The sequence below is a fragment of the Streptomyces sp. NBC_01478 genome (assembly GCF_036227225.1).
GTDB lineage: Bacteria > Actinomycetota > Actinomycetes > Streptomycetales > Streptomycetaceae > Streptomyces.
Genome location: NZ_CP109444.1, coordinates 2,726,004 through 2,742,642, shown reverse-complemented (window position 1 = coordinate 2,742,642; position 16,639 = coordinate 2,726,004). Strand labels below are relative to the sequence as shown.

At 69.7% G+C, this 16,639-nt stretch carries 15 protein-coding genes; 5 read left to right on the top strand and 10 right to left on the bottom strand.

The window, feature by feature from the left end; genetic code table 11:
* Together OG223_RS12280 and OG223_RS12275 are read right to left on the bottom strand one after the other, a co-directional pair.
* Nucleotides 1–1,524 (bottom strand): ABC transporter ATP-binding protein, encoded by a 1,524-nt coding sequence (locus OG223_RS12280; RefSeq protein WP_329246482.1) that lies wholly within the window; start codon nt 1,522–1,524, stop codon nt 1–3.
* Nucleotides 1,505–2,557 carry a BMP family ABC transporter substrate-binding protein gene (locus OG223_RS12275; protein WP_329246478.1) on the bottom strand — a complete coding sequence of 351 codons (1,053 nt, stop codon included), beginning with the start codon at nt 2,555–2,557 and terminating at the stop codon, nt 1,505–1,507. The genes OG223_RS12280 and OG223_RS12275 overlap by 20 nt, the downstream gene beginning before the upstream one ends.
* 309 nt (nt 2,558–2,866) lie before the next feature.
* Here OG223_RS12275 and mtnA point away from each other — a divergent pair, with 309 nt between their 5' ends.
* Nucleotides 2,867–3,907, top strand: a complete 1,041-nt coding sequence (mtnA, locus tag OG223_RS12270; protein ID WP_329246475.1) for an S-methyl-5-thioribose-1-phosphate isomerase — start codon at nt 2,867–2,869, stop codon at nt 3,905–3,907.
* 93 nt (nt 3,908–4,000) lie between these two features.
* Here mtnA and mtnB read toward each other — a convergent pair whose 3' ends face one another.
* The 3 genes from mtnB to OG223_RS12255 are packed head-to-tail and all read right to left on the bottom strand — an operon-like array spanning nt 4,001 to nt 5,936.
* Nucleotides 4,001–4,618 (bottom strand): methylthioribulose 1-phosphate dehydratase, encoded by a 618-nt coding sequence (gene mtnB / locus OG223_RS12265; RefSeq protein WP_329246472.1) that lies wholly within the window; start codon nt 4,616–4,618, stop codon nt 4,001–4,003.
* The gene (gene mtnC, locus OG223_RS12260; protein WP_329246469.1) at nt 4,615–5,340 is read right to left on the bottom strand and encodes an acireductone synthase; all 726 of its coding nucleotides are present in this window, start codon (nt 5,338–5,340) and stop codon (nt 4,615–4,617) included. The genes mtnB and mtnC overlap by 4 nt, the downstream gene beginning before the upstream one ends.
* Nucleotides 5,337–5,936, bottom strand: coding sequence for a 1,2-dihydroxy-3-keto-5-methylthiopentene dioxygenase (locus OG223_RS12255; RefSeq protein WP_329246466.1), 600 nt, complete (start codon nt 5,934–5,936; stop codon nt 5,337–5,339). Before OG223_RS12255 ends, mtnC begins: the two co-directional genes overlap by 4 nt.
* A gap of 471 nt (nt 5,937–6,407) precedes the next feature.
* Here OG223_RS12255 and OG223_RS12250 point away from each other — a divergent pair, with 471 nt between their 5' ends.
* Complete coding sequence (locus OG223_RS12250) at nt 6,408–7,505, top strand: substrate-binding domain-containing protein (RefSeq protein ID WP_329246462.1); 1,098 nt, start codon at nt 6,408–6,410, stop codon at nt 7,503–7,505.
* On the top strand, nt 7,492–9,036 hold the full coding sequence (locus tag OG223_RS12245) for a sugar ABC transporter ATP-binding protein (protein ID WP_329246459.1): 1,545 nt from the start codon (nt 7,492–7,494) through the stop codon (nt 9,034–9,036). The genes OG223_RS12250 and OG223_RS12245 overlap by 14 nt, the downstream gene beginning before the upstream one ends.
* A 38-nt stretch (nt 9,037–9,074) precedes the next feature.
* Here the strand turns inward: OG223_RS12245 and OG223_RS12240 are convergent, their stop codons facing one another.
* On the bottom strand, nt 9,075–9,419 hold the full coding sequence (locus tag OG223_RS12240) for a hypothetical protein (protein ID WP_329246456.1): 345 nt from the start codon (nt 9,417–9,419) through the stop codon (nt 9,075–9,077).
* Between the two features lie 110 nt (nt 9,420–9,529).
* On the opposite strand from OG223_RS12240, the gene OG223_RS12235 reads away from it, so the two are divergent.
* On the top strand, nt 9,530–10,576 hold the full coding sequence (locus OG223_RS12235) for an ABC transporter permease (RefSeq protein ID WP_329246454.1): 1,047 nt from the start codon (nt 9,530–9,532) through the stop codon (nt 10,574–10,576).
* Nucleotides 10,577–10,598: 22 nt separating this feature from the next.
* Nucleotides 10,599–11,759: an S-methyl-5-thioribose kinase gene (mtnK, locus tag OG223_RS12230; protein WP_329246451.1), complete on the top strand. Its 1,161-nt coding sequence runs from the start codon at nt 10,599–10,601 to the stop codon at nt 11,757–11,759.
* 6 nt (nt 11,760–11,765) lie between these two features.
* Here the strand turns inward: mtnK and OG223_RS12225 are convergent, their stop codons facing one another.
* The 4 genes from OG223_RS12225 to OG223_RS12210 form a co-directional block, all read right to left on the bottom strand.
* Nucleotides 11,766–12,326 carry an SMI1/KNR4 family protein gene (locus OG223_RS12225; RefSeq protein WP_329246449.1) on the bottom strand — a complete coding sequence of 187 codons (561 nt, stop codon included), beginning with the start codon at nt 12,324–12,326 and terminating at the stop codon, nt 11,766–11,768.
* Between the two features lie 125 nt (nt 12,327–12,451).
* The gene (locus tag OG223_RS12220; RefSeq protein ID WP_329246447.1) at nt 12,452–14,068 is read right to left on the bottom strand and encodes a glycerol-3-phosphate dehydrogenase/oxidase; all 1,617 of its coding nucleotides are present in this window, start codon (nt 14,066–14,068) and stop codon (nt 12,452–12,454) included.
* Nucleotides 14,069–14,077: 9 nt separating this feature from the next.
* Nucleotides 14,078–15,616, bottom strand: a complete 1,539-nt coding sequence (glpK, locus tag OG223_RS12215) for a glycerol kinase GlpK (RefSeq protein ID WP_329246444.1) — start codon at nt 15,614–15,616, stop codon at nt 14,078–14,080.
* Between the two features lie 71 nt (nt 15,617–15,687).
* A complete protein-coding gene (locus tag OG223_RS12210; RefSeq protein ID WP_329246442.1) occupies nt 15,688–16,467 on the bottom strand; it encodes an MIP/aquaporin family protein in 780 nt (259 codons plus the stop codon).
* Nucleotides 16,468–16,639 lie beyond the last annotated feature (172 nt).

Here is a 16,639-nt window from a genome sequence, read left to right as displayed (position 1 = left end):
TCAGTCGACGGCCTCCGTCGGCGCTACGGCCCCGCCCGCCATGGCGAGCCCCAGTGCCCGTTCGTCGGCCTCGTCCTTCGTGTACGTCGCCGTGACCCGGCCCTCGTATATGACCAGGACCCGGTCCGCGAGGCCCCGGATCTCGCTCAGTTCGGCGGAGACGAGGAGGACGGCGTGACCGGCGTCGCGGTAGGCGACGATCTGGTCGTGGATGTTCTGGATGGCGCCGATGTCGACCCCGCGCGTGGGCTGCTCGACGAGCAACAGCGGTGCCTCATGGGCGAGTTCGCGGCCGATCAGCAGCTTCTGCAGATTGCCGCCGGACAGCGCGGAGGCGGGTACCTCGGGGGTGGCCGCCTTGATGCCGAAGCGCTCGATGAGCCGTCCGGCGTGGGCGCGTACGGACGCGGGCGGCAGAAGTCCCTTTGTGGAGAGGGACGTTCGGTGGTGACCCATCGCGAGGTTGTCCGCGACGCTGGCCGCCGGTGCCGTACCGACCGCGTGCCGGTCCTCGGGGACATAGGCGAGGCCCTGTGCCCGGCGCTCGGTGGCCGAGGCGTGGGTGATGTCCCGCCCCTTGAGACTCACCTGTCCGGAGGCGACGGGCCGCAGCCCGGCCAGTGCCTCGATCAGCTCGCTCTGGCCGTTGCCGGCCACGCCCGCGATCCCGACGATCTCCCCGGCGTGGACGGTGAGGCCCACATCGTGGACGGCGTCCGTGGTGAGGTCTCTCACGTCCAGGACCACGTCACCGGGTGTCCCGGGCGCGTGCACGCGATCGAGCTCGACGGCGCGGCCGGTCATCGCGGCGGCGATCTCGTCGGCGGAGGTGTCCGCGGTGACCAGGCGGGCGACCACCCGGCCGTCCCGCAGCACGGTCACGTTGTCGCTGCCTTCGAGGACCTCGCGCAGCTTGTGCGTGACAAGGATCACCGTACGGCCTTGCGCGGCCAGCGACTTGAGGACCGCGAACAGAGCGTCCGCCTCGGCCGGCGTGAGCACGGCGGTCGGCTCGTCGAGGACCAGCGTGCGGGCGCCCCGGTGCAGCAGCTTCAGGATCTCCACGCGCTGCCGCAGACCGACCGGCAGCTCGCCGACCCGGGCGTCCGGATCGACGGCGAGCCCGTGTTCCTCGGCCAGCTCCCGCACCCGGCGGCGGGCCGCGGCCCGGTCCACCAGGCCGAAGCGGCGCGGCTCGGCGGCGTAGACGACGTTCTCGGCGACCGTCAGCGAGTCGAACAGCTTGAAGCTCTGGTGGACCATGCCGAGCCCGGCGGCCATCGCCACGCTCGGGTCGCCGAACGTGACCTCGCGCCCGTCGATCCGGATGGAGCCCGCGTCGGCGCGCTCCATGCCGTAGAGGATCGACATGAGGGTGGACTTGCCGGCGCCGTTCTCGCCCATGAGGGCGTGGATCTCGCCGCGCTGGACGGTCAGGTCGACGGAGTCGTTGGCGAGCGTGCCGGGGAACCGCTTGGTGATTCCCCGGAGCTCGACCGCTGGGTCAACTGGCGGCCGGGTCATCGACCTTCAGCTCTCCGGACACGATCTGGTCGCGCAGCGCCTTGACCTTCGTGAGGACGTCCTTGTGCTGGGCGATCACGCACTTCGACGAGTCGACGCCCGCCTCCAGGCCGGTGAGGCTGATGCCGCCCTCCTTCAGGCCGTACGACACCGAGGTGCCCGTCTTGCCCGCGAGGACCTGCTCGACGCCCTTCTCCACGGCGACGTCCGTCTTCTTGATCACGTTGTCGACGACCGTGCCGGGGGAGGAGACGCACTGGTTGACGTCGACGCCGTACGCGAACGCGCCCTTGGCCTTCGCGGCCTCGAAGACGCCGTAGTTGCCGGCCGCCGCTGCCGCCATGATCTGGTCGGTGCCCTTGGAGAGCAGGGAGTTGGCCTGCTCCTTGGCGCGCGCCGAGTCGTCGAACGGGGACTGGCCGCCGACGAAGCGCGTCGACGCGGACGTCTTGGCGGCGACCTTCTTGGCACCGGCCGCGAACGGGTCGCTGTAGCGCCGGAATTGGGGAGTGTCGAGCACGTCCACCGCGCCGACCTTGCCGCTCTTGCTGAGCAACCCGGCCTCGGCGCCCGCGAGATAGACACCCTCGTGCTCACGGAAGACCGCGCAGGTGACGTTCGTGAACGTTTTCGTCGTGCACGCGTCGATCATCAGGAACTGCTGCTTCGGGTGCGCCTTCGCCTGCTGCGCCACGATGTCGGCGAACTCGAAGCCGACCAGCACGATCACGTTCGGGCTCGCGTCCACGGCGGCCTGCACGTTCTGCTGCTGGGACGCGGTGTCCGTCGACTCGTAGACCTTCTCGGTCCCGTTGTGCGTCTTCGCGGCGGCCTTCACTCCGGTGACGGCGAGCTTCAGGAACTCGTTCTGCCCGACCGCGTCCGGCGTGACCAGCGTGAACGACTTCCCGCTGCTGCCGCTCGCGCTGTCCGAGGCGTCGCTCTTCGCGGCGGCGTTGCAGGCGGTGGCGGCGGTGACCATGAGCGTGGAGGCGGCGACGAACTGCAGGGTGCGACGTGATCTGCGGAGCATGGGGACCTTCCGGGGTACGGCAAGGCGCGCTCCGGCGGGAGCGCGTGCGACCAGATGGTGAGACGGGACTGGACGAGGGGTGGACGCGAGAGGGACAGGTCAGCGTCGACAGCAGTCGCTCGCGCAGCGGCCGTGATCGAGGAAACGGCGCATCGTCAACAGCACGCGTCCTCCTTCGTCTCGGCCTTCGGGCTGCGGGAGCTGGACTTTAACATTCGTTTTGAGACACCTGCTCGACTGTCTCGAACTGTGGTTCTTCGAGGTCATGTACGGTGTCCGACACCATTGGAACAGCAGGAGTGTCCCGTTATGTCCCAGGAATTGCGCGCGGTCGACTGGACCGGCAGCGGCCTCGCACTCATCGACCAGACCCTGCTCCCGCACCGCAACGAGACGATGACCGTCCACGATGTGGACACCCTGGTCGACGCGATCCGGCGACTCGTGGTGCGCGGTGCGCCCGCGATCGGAGCGGCGGGCGCGTACGGCGTCGCGATCGCGCTCATCGAGGGCGAGCGGGAGGGCTGGACCGAGGCCGAGACGCGCGCGGCCGTAGCCCGCGTCCGTGAGGCCCGTCCCACCGCGGTGAACCTCATGGTGTGCGTGGACCGGGTCATGACCCGCTTCGACGAGGGCCTCGACGCGGTGCTGGAGGAGGCCGCGGCGGTTCAGCGCGAGGACGTCGCCGCCAACCGCGCGATGGGCGCGTTCGGCGCGGACTGGCTGCTCGAGAGGCTCCAACAGGTGGGCGTGGAGCGGCCGTTGAGGCTTCTGACGCACTGCAACACGGGCGCGCTGGCGACCGCCGGCTGGGGCACCGCACTCGGCGTCATCCGCGAACTGCACGCGCGTGGGCTGGTGGAGGTCGTCTACGCCGACGAGACGCGCCCCCTGCTCCAGGGATCACGCCTGACCGCCTGGGAGTTGGTCCAGGAAGGCATCCCGCACTACGTCCAGGCCGACGGCGCCGCCTCCGGCACGATCCTGCGCGGCGAGGTCGACGCGGCCATCGTCGGCGCCGACCGCATCGCGGCCAACGGCGACACCGCGAACAAGGTAGGCACGGTGGGCGTCGCCCTGGCCTGCGCGGACGCCGGCATCCCGTTCCTCGTAGCGGCCCCGACGACCACGGTCGACCTCTCGACCAAGACCGGCGACGAGATCCACATCGAACTCCGGGGCGAGGCCGAGGTGTTGGAGTGGGCGGGAGTACGGACGGCTCCCGTCGAGTCGCGTGGCCACAACCCCGCCTTCGATGTGACGCCGGGCCGCTTGGTGACCGGACTGGTCACGGAGCGGGGCGTGTTGGAGGTGTCGGCGGGCGAACTCCCCGGCGACCACCTGAAGTAGCGGCGAGTGTGAAGTACCGCCAAGACCCCGCGCCCTGTTTTCAGGGGCGCGGGGAACTGCGCGACCAGCCCCCACCGGCCCGCAGACGAACTTCTACGCTTCCCGCGGAGTGCTGAGCTCCAACTCCAGCAACCACTCCACCACTTCAGTGTGATGCCGTGCCTGACGCGGATCCGCCCCCCACACATAAAGCCCGTGCCCGGCGACAACAACGGCCGGCATCCGAGGATCCCGAGCCGCCTCCAAACGATCGCCCAGCACCTTCATGTCCTGGCTGTTGGCGATAACAGGCAGCGTCACCTCGACATCATGCGCAGGCTGCCCAACACCCTTGAGCATCTCGACATCCTTGAACACGATCCCGCCCGGCGCACGCCGCCCCATGGCAACAGACGCCACGGTGTGCACGTGGACGACCGCACCGGCACCGGTCAACGCAGCAACACGAGCGTGGAGTTCGGCCTCGGCGGACGGTTTGCCACCCCGGACGGCCGCACCCTCGGAGTCCACCAACACCACATCGTCCGGCGTCAGTTCACCCTTGTCGTGCCCACTCGCCGTCACAGCCAGCCGCAGGGGATCCCGGCCCACCACCACGGACAGGTTCCCGGAGGTCCCCCTCATCCAGCCGAACGAGGCGAACCGGGCGGACTCGGCGGCGAGTTGAGCCCCCGCCTCCTTCAGGTCGAGGTCACTGATCTCGGTGGTCACGTGGTGCTCCTTGAACTGGTGATGCTGATCTCGTCGAACGTCCCCGCCCGTGCGTGGTCGCCGACGCCTTGCTCGAAGTACGGCTCTCCCGGCCGCCGTACGCCCACCGCGTGCCAACCCGCGGCCACGGCCGCGTCCAGCTCGCCGGGCCGGTCGGAGAGGAAGAGCAGCCGGGACGGTTCGACGCCGGTCGCTTCCGCGATACGGCGGTAGGACTCCGGCTCCTGCTTGGGACCGGCGTTCTCCGTGTCGTAGAGACCGGAGACCAGCGGCAGGAGGTCGCCCTCCGGGCTCGACGTGAACCAGGCGCGCTGCGCGGCCACCGAGCCGGACGAGTAGACGTACAGCCGAAGTCCCGCCGTGTGCCAGGTGCGCAGGGCCGGTACGACGTCGTCGTAGAAGTGCGAGACGAGGTCGCCGCGGGCGAAGCCCTCGGACCAGATGATGCCCTGGAGGGTCTTCAGCGGCGTGGCCTTGCGGTCTTCGTCCAGCCAGGCGTTGAGCGTCTTCTCGATCTGTACGGCGTCGGCGTCCGGGTCGCCGGTCAGCTCGCGGACCTGCGCGATCGCCCGGGACATGGCCGGGTCCTCGGCCCGCTCGGCGAGCAGCGCGGCGAAGCGCGAGCGCGAGTACGGGTAGAGGACGTCGACGACGAAACCCGTGGCGCTCGTGGTGCCCTCGATGTCGAGCACCACGGCGTCCACGGTGTACCGCAAGGTCACGCGACGGCCTTGTCCTGCTGGTAGCCGGCGTCGATCGTGTCGTAGTCGGGGAAGCGCGAGGCGATCGTCGAGCCGGTGAAGTTGCCGACCCAGCCGTCCTCCTCGTGGAAGAAGCGGATCGCGGTGAAGGCGGGCGTGGTGCCCATGTCGAACCAGTGGGTGGTGCCGCGCGGCACGCCCAGCAGGTCGCCCTTCTCGCAGTAGACGGCGTGCACTTCGCCGTTCACGTGCAGGTAGAAGATGCCGGAGCCGGAGACGAAGAAGCGGACCTCGTCATCGTCGTCGTGCGTGTGCTCCTGGAGGAACTTCGCGCGGGCGCCGGCTGCCTTCGCCGGGTACTCCGGGTCGTCGCTGGGGTGCAGGCCGAGGACGTCGACGGTGGTGAAGCCCTCCTCGGCGTTCAGCTTGTCGATCTCCGGGCCGTACGCGGCGAAGACGGTGTCGCTGTCGGCGTCGGCCGGGACGTCCTCGTGGATCGGCCACTGCTCGTAGCGGACGCCGATGGGGGCGAGCGCGGCGGCGATCTCGACGGGGTCGGCGGTGCGGCGCACGAGCGTCTCGGGGCCGGACTCGGACCAGGTCGTCAGCAGGGTCATGGGAGCAACTCCGAAAAAGTGGGCGTGATGTCCGGATAGCGAGACGGCCGCCGGACCGGTGGGGGGCGGAAAGCGTGTACAGCGCGGCCCGTCGTACCGGGTCGGGGCCGGTTATGTGATGGTAACCGGCGTCGGTGAGCAGGCCTGATGTGACGTAGTCGTTGTCTCACCTGATGAGAAACCGCTTCCATCCCTTTGACCAATGGCTGGAATCGTTCTCATGATCTGTTTATGAAGACGCTGCTGCTCGTGCGGCGGCTGTACGTGGACTTGCTCCGGTCGACCACAGCCCGCTGTCGCTGACCACACCCGGAGCCACCGGCGCGATCCCGCATCCCGGGCCGCCCGCCGCCTGTCCCAGCCGCTCGTGCGAGGGCGCACCCCGTGTGCGATGGCGCGTTTTCGCCCCCTGCTCCGGGTGAGCACTCCGTCCTTCCATCACCTCGGCAGTACCCGCACCAGGAGCCCCTCATGTCCCGTATCCGCGTCCCCCTCGCCGCGCTCTCGCTGGCCTCCGTCTCCGCCCTCCTCCTGGCGGGCTGCTCGCAGTCCACGGACGCCTCGAAGAGCAGCGCCGACACGGCCGCCTCGGCCTCGGCCGCCACGGGCAAGAAGCCGGCCCCCTTCAGCAAGGGCACGGTCAAGGTCGCCCTGGTGCGGCAGAGCGGCGCCGGCGACTACTTCGAGCAGTGGGGCAACGGCGCGAAGGCGCAGGCCAAGGCGCTCGGTATCGACCTGACCGTGTACGACGCGCAGGCCGACAACGCCAAGCAGGCCACCGACCTGTCCTCGGCGATCAACTCCGGCGCGCAGGCGATCATCGTCGACCACGGCTTCCCGTCCACGATCCAGCCCGAGATCGACCAGGCGGTGAAGAAGGGCATCAAGGTCGTCGTCTACGACGTCGACCAGACCAACAAGTCCGTGATCAGCACCGAGCAGGACGACGCCAGCATGGCCAAGGCCGTCCTCGACGTGATGGCCCAGACGGTCGGCAAGAACGCCAAGGTCGGCTACGTCAACGTGGCCGGCTACGCGGCCCTCGACAAGCGCAACTCCGTCTGGAAGACCGCCGTCGACGCCAACGGCTGGCAGCAGGAGTTCAAGGTCGGCAAGGTCACCGACTCCACGGCCACCGACAACGTTCCCCTCGTCTCCGCAGCGCTGACCCAACACTCCGACGTGGCGGGCGTGTTCGCCCCCTACGACGAGCTGGCCAAGGGCACGCTCCTCGCCGTGCAGAACAAGAAGCTCCAGAGCAAGGTGAAGGTCTTCGGCGCGGACGTCTCCAACGCCGACATCCAGAACATGACCGCCGCCAACAGCCCGTGGGTCGCCACCGCCGGCACCGACCCGTCGGCGGTCGGCGCCGCCGTCGTCCGTACGGCCGCCCTCGAACTGGCCGGTCAGCTCAACAAGACCACCGTCGACTTCCCGGCCGTCGCGATCACGCAGGACTTCCTGCGCAAGAACAAGATCGAGAACATGGACCAACTGCGCGCGGCCCTGCCCGCCCTGAACCTCTCCAAGGTGAGCACGGCGGACTGGATCCCCAATGTCGCCCACTGACAAGGCAGTTGACGTGGCGGCTGTTGACGTCGCGGTCTCGCTCCGCGACGTCAGCATGGCCTTCGGCGGCAAGACGGTGCTGGCCTCCGTCTCGCTCGACATCGCACCGGGCAGCGTGGTCGCGCTGCTCGGCGCCAACGGCGCGGGCAAGTCCACGCTGATCAAGATCCTGTCGGGCGTGCACACGGACCACGGCGGGGAGGTGCGGGTCGCAGGGGAGCCCGCGGCTCTCCAATCTCCGTCGGCCGCCCGGCAGTTGGGCATCCAGACGGTCCACCAGCGGATCGGCGAGGGCATCGTGCCCGGCCTCACGGTCGCCGAGAACCTGGTGTTCGAGGAGTTGGCCACACGCCGTGGCAACCCGTTCCTGAACGGTCGCCGCGTGCTGGCCCGCGCCCGCGAGATCCAGGCCGCGCTGGGGCTGGACTGGAGCGACGCCGTGTTGCGCCGGGACGTCACCGAACTGGGCATCTCCGACCGCCAGTTGCTCATCCTGGCCCGCGCCCTCGCCACCCGCCCCCGGCTGCTCATCCTCGACGAACCGACCTCGGCGCTCTCCGCCGCCGAGGCGGAGCGGCTCTTCGCCCTCGTCGAGAAGATGCGCGACGACGGCATCGCGGTCCTCTACGTCTCCCACCGCCTCGGCGAGATCGACGCGCTCGCGGACCGGCTGGTCGTCCTGCGGGACGGCGGTCTCACCGACGACCAGGTCAAGCCCTTCGACTGGGACAGCGCCCTGCGCGCGATGCTCGCCCAGGCCCACGAGGCGACGAGCGCCCGCCCGCAGCGCGGCGGCGAGCACGGGAACGTCGTCCTCGGTCTGCGCGGCGTCCACCTTTTCGACGGCCGCGCACCCCTCGACCTCGACCTCCGCGCCGGTGAAGTCACCGGCGTCGTAGGCCTGTTGGGCGCGGGTAAGACGGAACTCGCCCGTGGCCTGTTCGGCGCCGAGCCCTTCGCCACCGGCACGGTCACCCTCGACGGCGAGCCCTACGCGCCCCGCCGCCCCGCCGACGCGATCCGCGCCGGCGTCCACCTCGTCCCCGAGGACAGGCACGCCGACGCGCTCGTTCCCGGCTGGTCGGTGGCGCAGAACATCTCGCTGCCGTTCCTCAAGTCCCTGTCCCGGGGCGGACTCGTGAACACGGCGAAGGAGGACGCCCTCGGCCGCGAGACCATCGACGCCCTCGGCGTCGTCGCCCGCGACGAGCACAGCACGGTGGAGGAGCTCTCCGGCGGCAACCAGCAGAAGGTCGTCGTCGGCCGCTGGCTCGCACACACCCCTCGTGTCCTCATCCTGGACGAGCCGTTCCGAGGCGTGGACATCGGCGCACGCCGCGACATCGGCCGCAGGGCGCGTGCGCTGGCTGCGGAGGGTGCGGCTGTGCTTGTCCTCTCCGCCGACGTGGACGAGGTCCTGGAGATCGCCGACCGGGTCGTGGTCCTGGCGGCCGGGGAGATCCACCTCGACGCGTACGGCGAAGAGGCGGAACGCGATCGGGTGATCCAGACGATTTCGGCGTCGGTGTGATGTCGGCGAGGCGGTTCGGTGGGGTGCGACTGACGAGGTCAGGCCTGGTGGGCGGCGCCAGCGTGGTGCCCGTAGAGCCGTCCGGCGGCGTCGGTCTGATGCCGGTAGGTCTGTTCGGCCGCGTCCGGGTGATGCCCACGGGCCCGTTCGAGGGTGTCCGTGTGACGGCGGCAGATCCGATGGGCGGCGTCCGCGTGGTACCCGCAGGCCAGTTCGGCGCCGCTCGTCTGATGCCGGCGGACGAGTCTGGTGGCGTCGGTCTGATGCCGGCAGACCGGTTCGGCCGCGCCCGCGTGATGCCCGCAGACCGGTTCGGTCGCGTCCGCGTGATGCCGGCGGACCGGTTCGGCGGTGCCCGTCCGACGCCGGTAGTCGAGTCCCACGGCGCCTTTCTGATGCCCGCCCCGCACGGAGCCGCGCACGACGCCCCGCACGGAGCCGCGCACGACGCACCGCACGAAGCCGCACACGAAGCCACGGCAGGAAGTACGCCATGACCACCACCCAGAGCTCCGAGACCGCACCGAAGGCCGCGGCGCCGCCCGCCGTCTCCACCGCCGTGCTCGTCCAGAACGCCGTCATCAAATACGGCTTCATCTTCGTCACGGTCGCGCTCTTCCTGTACTTCGCGCTGAGCGAGGGCTCCTTCCGGGAGTCGGCGACCCTCCTCGACACCCTCCGGTACGTCTCCGTCGCAGCGATCCTCGGCCTCGGTGTCACCGTCACCATGGCCGTCGGCGGAATGGACATGTCCGTCGGCGCGGTCGCCGGGCTCGGTGTCACCGTCGCCGCGAAGACGATGGTGACGTACAACCAGGTCGGCACGGTCGCGATCCTCGCCGTGATCGCGGCGGGCGCGCTGGCCGGGCTGCTGAACGCGCTGCTGATCGTGGTCATGAAGATCCCGGACATGCTGGCCACCCTCGGCACCATGTTCGTCATCCAGGGCACCAAACTCATCCTGGTCGACGGCCAGTCCATCTCCGCCGGCATGACCCAGTCAGACGGCACCACCGCCCCGGGCAAGTTCACCGACGGCTTCCTGCGCATCGACCGCGGCACGATGCTCGGCATCCCCATCTCCGTGCTGATCTTCGGCGCGTTGACCGTCGTCGCCTGGGTGTTCCTGGCCCGCACCCGCTGGGGCCGCGTGCTGTACGCCATCGGCGCCAACCCCGAGGCCTCCCGCCTGGCCGGCATCCGCGTCGGCGCGTACCGGGCCCTCGCCTACGTCCTCTCCGGCGTCCTCGCCTCCATCGGCGGCCTGATCCTGGCGTCCCGCATCGGCCAGGGTGACGTGAGCGCGGGGACCAGCCAACTCCTCGAAGCGGTCGCCGTCGCGCTGGTCGGCACGTCGGTGCTCGGCCGGGGCCGCCCGAACGTCTGGGGCACGGCCCTGGGAGCCGTCCTCATCGGCATCATCACCACCGGTCTGACCATCAAGGGCCTGCCCTACTACACACAGGACGTGGTCGAGGGCGCGGTCCTCATCCTCGCCCTGGTCTTCAGCTTCACCCTGTCCAAGCGCCGCACCGCATAAGGAAGTTCGAGGAGTTCGTACGATGGGCTACCGCATCCTGGAGACCGACGACATCCCGGCCTACCTGCACGAGCGCGGCCACTGGGCGGACGTGACCGACATCCACGTCCGTGAGGTGTCGGACGGCAACATGAACCGGGTGTTCCTCGCGTCGAACGCCGACGGCAGCCACCGCCTCGCGATCAAGCAGGCGCTGCCCTGGGTACGGGTCGCCGGCCCCTCCTGGCCGATGAGCCCCGAGCGCGCCGACGCCGAGGCCCGGGCCTACGAACAGGTGGCCCGCGTCGCCCCCGACAAGATCCCGGCGATCCACGGCTACGACGCCGACAACTACGCCCTCGTCATGGAGGACATGTCCGACCTGGAGGTCCTGCGCACGGTCCTCAACGAGGGCGCGTCGTACGGCCCGGACACCTCGGCCCGGATCGGCGAGTTCGTCGCCCAACTCGCCTTCGCGACCAGTGACTTCGGTATGTCGTCCGCCGACCGCAAGGCGCTGATCGCGACCTCGGTGAGTCCCGAGCTGTGCAAGATCACCGAGGACGTGGTGCTCTCCGAGCCGTACATCGAGCACGAACACAACCACTGGCTCCCGGAGTTGGCCGACCTCGCCGCCGAGTTCCGCGCGGACACCCGGCTGCGCACGGAGGTCGCCGATCTCCGGTACACCTTCATGACCAGCGCGCAGGCACTCCTCCACGGTGACCTGCACACCGGCAGTGTCATGGTCGGCGAGCGCGAAGGCGCCCCCGTGGTACGGGTCTTCGACCCCGAGTTCTCCTTCGTCGGCCCGATCGGCTACGACCTCGGCCTGTACTGGGCGAACGTGCTGGTGTCGGAGGAACGGGCGCGTGAGCTGGGCACGTTGTCCGACCACGGCGACCAACTCCGGCTGTCCTGGGCGGCGTTCGAGACCGAGTTCCGCCGCCTCTGGTCCACCCGGGTCGACACCTTCTTCGACGACGCCTACCTCGACCGCTTCCTGTCCCGCGTCTGGACCGACTCCGTCGGCTACGCCGGCACGGAGATCGTCCGCCGCATCATCGGTTTCGCCCACCTGACCGACCTGACGACGCTGCCGGATCCGGCGCCGGCGTCTCGGCGGACGTTGCTGCTGGGCCGTGAACTGATCGTGCGACGGGCGGAGTTGACGTCGCCGGACCACATCAGGACGCTGGTCTGAGAGGCTTCACTCTGCGTCGAACCACTCCTTGCCGGCCGCCCAGTGCGCCACCCAGCCGGCGAACCCCGGCGCGGCGGTCGTGAACCCGAACTCCGCGCCGAACGGCATGGCGCCCACATCGGTGACGTGCCAGATGTGCCCGCGCTGGGGGCCGGTGACGACCAGGTGCCAGTTCATCGCGCAGCCGTCGGTCCCGAGCACGATGGAGCCGTGGTTCCGGACCTGCTCGACGACCGCGTCGGGGTCCTCGTAGGGCCCGTCGCCCTCCTCCCACAACCACCCCGCGGCGAGCGGGAACGGCTTGCCCAGGTCCCGGTCCTCCTCGCCGCCGTCCCAGTCGTCCGGCAACTCGGCCAGCCCCACCAGCCCGTATTCCGGCGGCCCTTGGAACGACCCGTCGGACATCTCCGCCACGAACGTCCGGTACGGCTCCGGCAGCACCACCCCGTGCTCCGCCTCGAACGCGCGCACCGCGTCCCACCCGAGCGCCGACTCCCCGCCGTCGTCCACGCCGAACGCCGCCCGCAGCGCGGCGAGTTCATCGGCGGAGGCTTGATCGTTGTTCATACGCCCATGAAAACACCCGGCACTGACAACCGGGCACGTGAAAGGGGCGGCTCCCTCGACAGGGAACCGCCCCCTTCACGCCGTACCAGAAGCCGCCGTAGCGACCGGCGTCGTAGCCGTACCGCCTACTTCTTGTCGAGCAGGTCCTGGACCTTCGCGCGGACCTCGTCCGTGGCCAGGCCCCGGATCGTGAGGGTGGTGCGGCGGCGCAGGACGTCGTCCTGGGTCTCGGCCCACTCGTGGTCGCGGGCGTAGACGACCTGCGCCCAGATCTCGGGCGCGTCGGGGTGGACGCGCTGCCCCAAGTCCGGGTTCTCGTTGGCGAGTCGGGCGATGTCGAAGGCCAGCGAGCCGTAGTGCGTGGCCAGGTGCTTCGCCGTGTCGGCCGCCATGCGCGGGCCCGGCGCCGGGTTGTCGACGAGGAGGCGGTGGGCGACCGCGCGCGGGTTGGCGACACCCGGCAGCGGGAGCTTCTTCGGGAGGGAGGAGATCGGCTCGAAGTCCTCGCCGAGCGGGCGGCCGGGGAGGGCCTCCAGCTTCTGCATGACCGTACGGCCGATGTGCCGGAAGGTGGTCCACTTGCCGCCCGCGACGGACAGCATGCCGCCCTTGCCCTCGGTCACCACGGTCTCGCGCTTGGCCTTCGCGGTGCTGCCGGGGCCGCCGGGCAGCACGCGCAGACCGGCGAAGGAGTACGTGATCAGGTCACGGGAGAGCTGCTGGTCCCGGACGGAGAACGCGGCCTCGTCCAGGATCTGGGATATGTCCTTCTCGTTGACCGAGACGTCCGCCGGGTCGCCCTCGTACTCCTCGTCGGTCGTGCCGAGCAGGAGCATGTCCTCCCAGGGGAGGGCGAAGGTGATGCGGTACTTGTCGATGGGGGTCGCGAGCGCGGCCTTCCAGGGAGCGGTCCGCTTCAGGACCAGGTGCGCGCCCTTGGAGAGGCGGATGGACGGAGCCGCGTTCGGGTCCTCCATCTTGCGCAGGTGGTCGACCCACGGGCCGGTCGCGTTGAGCACCAGGCGGGCGCTCACGCCGAACTCGTCGCCGGAGGTCGCGTCCCGCAGCTCCGCGCCGGTCACCCGGCCCTGGGTGAAGCGCAGGCCGGTGACCTGGGCGTGGTTGAGGACGACCGCGCCCGCCTCGACGGCCGCGCGGACCGTCATCAGCGCCATGCGGGCGTCGTTCATCTGGTCGTCGCCGTACACGGCCACGGCCTTGAGGTTCTGGGTGCGCAGCTCGGGCACGTCCTGCGCCGCCTTGGCGGGGGACAGGAGGTGGCCGACGCCGTCGCCGAACGCGGAGAGCGCGGAGTAGGCGAAGACGCCCGCCCCGAGCTTCGCCGCGCCGTGCGGACCGCCCTTGTACACGGGGAGGTAGAACGTAAGCGGGTTCGCCAGGTGGGGAGCCACCTGGCGGGACACCGCACGGCGTTCGAAATGGTTCTCCGCCACCAGCTTCACCGCGCCGGTCTGCAGATAGCGCAGACCGCCGTGGAGCAGCTTGGAGGAGGCGGAAGAGGTGGCACCGGCGAAGTCGCCGGCGTCGACCAGGGCCACCCGCAGCCCGGACTGCGCGGCGTGCCAGGCGGTGGAGATGCCCAGGATGCCGCCGCCGATGACGAGGAGGTCGTACGTCGCCTTGGAGAGCTGCTCCCGGGTCTCGGCCCGGCTCGGGTTCGAGCCGGAGGCCGGGTGCGTACCGAGGGCAGGCACGGACTGCAGGGTGGACTGACTGGTCATGTGGGGTTCTTACTCCTCGTCCTCGAGCCAGCCCATGGTCCGCTCGACGGCCTTGAGCCAGCTCTTGTACTCACGGTCGCGCTTCTCCGCGTCCATGTTGGGGGTCCACTCGGCGGCCCGGCGCCAGTTGGCACGCAGGTCGTCGGTGCTGGTCCAGAAGCCGACGGCGAGACCGGCGGCGTAGGCGGCGCCGAGGCAGGTGGTCTCGGCGACCATCGGGCGCACCACGGGGGCGTCCACGAAGTCGGAGAGCGTCTGCATCAGCAGGTTGTTGGAGGTCATACCGCCGTCGACCTTGATCGCCGCGAGCTCGACGCCGGAGTCCTTCGTCATGGCGTCGGTGATCTCACGGGTCTGCCAGGCCGTGGCCTCCAGGACGGCGCGCGCGAGGTGCGCCTTGGTGACGTACCGGGTCAGACCGGCGATCACACCGCGGGCGTCGGAGCGCCAGTACGGGGCGAACAGACCGGAGAAGGCCGGCACGAAGTAGGCGCCGCCGTTGTCCTCGACCGAGAGCGCGAGGGTCTCGATCTCGGCGGCGGTGGAGATGAGGCCCATCTGGTCGCGCATCCACTGCACCAGCGAACCGGTGACGGCGATCGACCCTTCGAGGGCGTAGACCGCCTTCTGGTCGCCGATGCGGTAACCGACCGTGGTGAGCAGGCCGTTGTACGAGTTGACCGGCTTCTCACCGGTGTTCATCAGCAGGAAGGTGCCGGTGCCGTACGTCGACTTGGCCTCGCCCTCGGCGAAACAGGTCTGGCCGAACAGGGCCGCCTGCTGGTCGCCGAGCGCGGAGGCGACCGGGATGCCGCCGAGCACGTCGCCGAGGCGGCCGCCGGTGACCTCGCCGTAGACCTCGGCGGAGGAGCGGATCTCGGGCAGCATGTTCAGCGGGACGCCGATGGACTCGGCGATGGACTCGTCCCACTCCATGGTGTGCAGGTTCATCAGCATGGTGCGGGAGGCGTTGGTGACGTCGGTGACGTGCTTGCCGCCGTTGACACCGCCCGTCAGGTTCCAGATGACCCAGCTGTCCATGGTGCCGAAGAGGATGTCGCCGGCCTCGGCGCGCTCGCGCAGCCCCTCGACGTTGTCGAGCAGCCAGCGGGCCTTGGGTCCGGCGAAGTAGCTCGCCAGCGGCAGGCCGGTCTGGCGGCGGAAGCGGTCCTGTCCGACGTTGCGGCCCAGCTCCTTGCAGAGCGCGTCGGTGCGGGTGTCCTGCCAGACGATGGCGTTGTGGACGGGCTCACCGGTGTTCTTGTCCCAGAGGAGAGTCGTCTCACGCTGGTTGGTGATGCCGATGGCCTTGATGTCGTCGCGGGTGATGCCGGCCTTCTCGATGGCGGAGGCGACGACCTCCTGGACGTTGGTCCAGATCTCGGTGGCGTTGTGCTCGACCCAGCCCGGCTTCGGGAAGATCTGCTCGTGCTCCTTCTGGTCGACGGAGACGATACGGCCGTCCCGGTCGAAGACGATGCAACGGCTGGAGGTCGTGCCCTGGTCGATGGCCGCGATGAACGGTCCGGCGGTGTGGGCGTCGGTCACTGTGTGCTCCTGAGGGGTTCCGTGGTCATGAGGACTGGTTCTACTACTGCTTCAGTGCCGGGACTCTGGTCCTAAGCAAAAGCGAGGTTGTAGATACCCGCAGCGATCGCGCCGCCGATCAGTGGACCGACGACCGGGATCCAGGCGTAGCTCCAGTCGGAACCGCCCTTGTTGGGCAGCGGCAGGAGCGCGTGCACGATGCGCGGGCCCAGGTCACGGGCCGGGTTGATGGCGTAACCGGTCGGGCCGCCGAGCGACAGACCGATGGACACGACCACGAACGCGGTGATCAGGGCGCCCAGGGTGCCGAGACCGTTGCCCTTGTCGTTCAGACCCTGCGTCAGGATGGCGAGGATCAGGACGACGGTGCCGATGATCTCCGTGGCGAGGTTCTGCACCACGTTGCGGACCTCAGGACCGGTGGAGAAGATGCCCAGGACCGGGCCCGCACCCTTCTCCTCGGCCTCCACGGCCTTGGCCGCCGGCTCGCCGACGATCTCCTTGTCCGTGAGGTGGGCCTGGAACTGGCCGTAGTAGGCCACCCAGACCAGCGTCGCACCGATCATGGCGCCGAGCAGTTGCCCGCCCCAGTAGATCGGGACGTTGTCCCAGCCACCGTCCTTGATGGCGAGTGCGAGCGTCACGGCCGGGTTGAGGTGGGCACCGGAGAGCGGCGCCGAGATGTATACAGCCGTCATGACGGCGAAACCCCACCCGAAGGCGATGGCGAGCCAGCCGGCGTTACGGGCCTTGGAGGCCTTCAGCGTGACGGCGGCGCAGACGCCACCGCCCAGCAGGATGAGTACGGCGGTACCTATGGTCTCGCCGATGAAGATGTCGGAGCTGGACACCCGCGACTCCTTTGTCCTTCGTCCAGGGAAGCCGAACCCCGGGTCCCGCCGGGGATTCGTGCGCCCTCGGGGGTGAGAGCGATGCCGGCCTTTGGCGTTGCCACACTCTAGCGCGTATTGCCGGTAGGTGTTCGACAATGCCGACCGATGGACGGGAGTCTTGCTCCGGGGT

Bases quoted from the DNA above. Each gene is read 5' to 3' on its own strand.
- OG223_RS12280 (WP_329246482.1), bottom strand. From the start codon at position 1,524: ATGACCCGGCCGCCAGTTGACCCAGCGGTCGAGCTCCGGGGAATCACC.
- OG223_RS12275 (WP_329246478.1), bottom strand. From the start codon at position 2,557: ATGCTCCGCAGATCACGTCGCACCCTGCAGTTCGTCGCCGCCTCCACG.
- mtnA (WP_329246475.1), top strand. From the start codon at position 2,867: ATGTCCCAGGAATTGCGCGCGGTCGACTGGACCGGCAGCGGCCTCGCA.
- OG223_RS12255 (WP_329246466.1), bottom strand. From the start codon at position 5,936: ATGACCCTGCTGACGACCTGGTCCGAGTCCGGCCCCGAGACGCTCGTG.
- OG223_RS12250 (WP_329246462.1), top strand. From the start codon at position 6,408: ATGTCCCGTATCCGCGTCCCCCTCGCCGCGCTCTCGCTGGCCTCCGTC.
- OG223_RS12245 (WP_329246459.1), top strand. From the start codon at position 7,492: ATGTCGCCCACTGACAAGGCAGTTGACGTGGCGGCTGTTGACGTCGCG.
- OG223_RS12235 (WP_329246454.1), top strand. From the start codon at position 9,530: ATGACCACCACCCAGAGCTCCGAGACCGCACCGAAGGCCGCGGCGCCG.
- mtnK (WP_329246451.1), top strand. From the start codon at position 10,599: ATGGGCTACCGCATCCTGGAGACCGACGACATCCCGGCCTACCTGCAC.
- OG223_RS12225 (WP_329246449.1), bottom strand. From the start codon at position 12,326: ATGAACAACGATCAAGCCTCCGCCGATGAACTCGCCGCGCTGCGGGCG.
- OG223_RS12220 (WP_329246447.1), bottom strand. From the start codon at position 14,068: ATGACCAGTCAGTCCACCCTGCAGTCCGTGCCTGCCCTCGGTACGCAC.